The sequence below is a fragment of the uncultured Fretibacterium sp. genome (genome assembly GCF_938040765.1).
In the GTDB taxonomy this organism is placed as follows: domain Bacteria; phylum Synergistota; class Synergistia; order Synergistales; family Aminobacteriaceae; genus CAJPSE01.
Genome location: NZ_CALIAA010000211.1, coordinates 1 through 1052, shown reverse-complemented (window position 1 = coordinate 1052; position 1052 = coordinate 1). Strand labels below are relative to the sequence as shown.

The window sequence follows — 1052 nt, the reverse complement described above, 5'->3', positions numbered from 1 at the left end:
ACGATATCCAATACCTCAAGGGCCTCCAGAATGCTCAGAGGGACGTTCGCGAGTTGGCGAACTCCTTGGGGCGGGCGATCCGGGCGATTTTCTTCGACGTCCCGATGCAGACGATTTTTGCCGCCGGCTACGCCAGGACGGCAGAGGAGGCCGACGACAAAACCGGGGTGTTCTTCAAGGAGGTATCCCTAAAGGGGCAGACCATCTTCATGTGATGTATGATTTGAGAACTTATTATACGGCATCAGGCTATGAAGCGTGTCTCAAAGACTGTGCGTCCTGCAGTCCACGAATTCCGTCCGTGAGGAACTGCTACGCCTCTGGAAGGGAACGCTGGCTAAAGAGCGCTATGATGGAGACCTCAAGTCCTATCTTAGTACGGATCCGGACATCATGCGGGACGCCAAAAGGATAGAGGATTTCTTCAAGGAGTGGCGTTGAGCCATGCGGCGAGGTCAACCTTTCTTTGCTGTTCGTCTGCTCCTTGCAGTCTTTTGCTGTGCTGTTGCCGCGGAGCCGGTCCAGGCGTTCCCCTTTCAAAAACACCTGAGCTTCCAGAGGCAGTATATATGGGGAGTGAGTACGGAGGCCAGCAGGGAGATTCACTCGGCGATCATCGACACCGTTCCATGGAAGAACGGGAACCATGCGGGCGGATGGGGGCATCGGGAACTTTGGGGGCATTCCGACGACTGGTTTTATCGAGGTACCCTTCCTAAAGAAGAGGTCTTGCAGGACATCCAAAACAATGTCTTGAAGGCTCATCCCGAATGGTCGGAAAAAATGGTGCAAAAAGAGGTCTCCGCAATCTACAAGGAAGCCGTCTCCATGACGGGGCAGGAACGTATCGCGACGGAATTGGGGAGACATTACCCCCATCTGCCCCGCTCCGAGGCCATGGCCCTTGCGGAACAGATCCATGCCTCGCATGTGGTGGGCGACAGCCAAACCTCGGCCGGGGTTGGGGAGGGGGTCGACCTCAATAAATGGAAAGAGGTCCTGAAATCGCCGACTTTGACTGCCGTAAGAGCTCAAAACGAGACAATGATAGC

At 55.0% G+C, this 1052-nt stretch carries 3 protein-coding genes; all 3 read left to right on the top strand.

The annotated features are described in order from the left end of the window. Positions 1–215: hypothetical protein (locus tag Q0176_RS07260; RefSeq protein ID WP_299300827.1), on the top strand; the 215-nt coding region annotated here is incomplete at its 5' end. A 43-nt stretch (positions 216–258) separates the two neighbouring features. Next, positions 259–441 (top strand): hypothetical protein, encoded by a 183-nt coding sequence (locus tag Q0176_RS07255; RefSeq protein ID WP_299300824.1) that lies wholly within the window; start codon positions 259–261, stop codon positions 439–441. 3 nt (positions 442–444) lie between these two features. Then, a partial coding sequence (locus Q0176_RS07250; RefSeq protein ID WP_299300821.1) for a hypothetical protein occupies positions 445–1052 on the top strand: 608 nt, incomplete at its 3' end.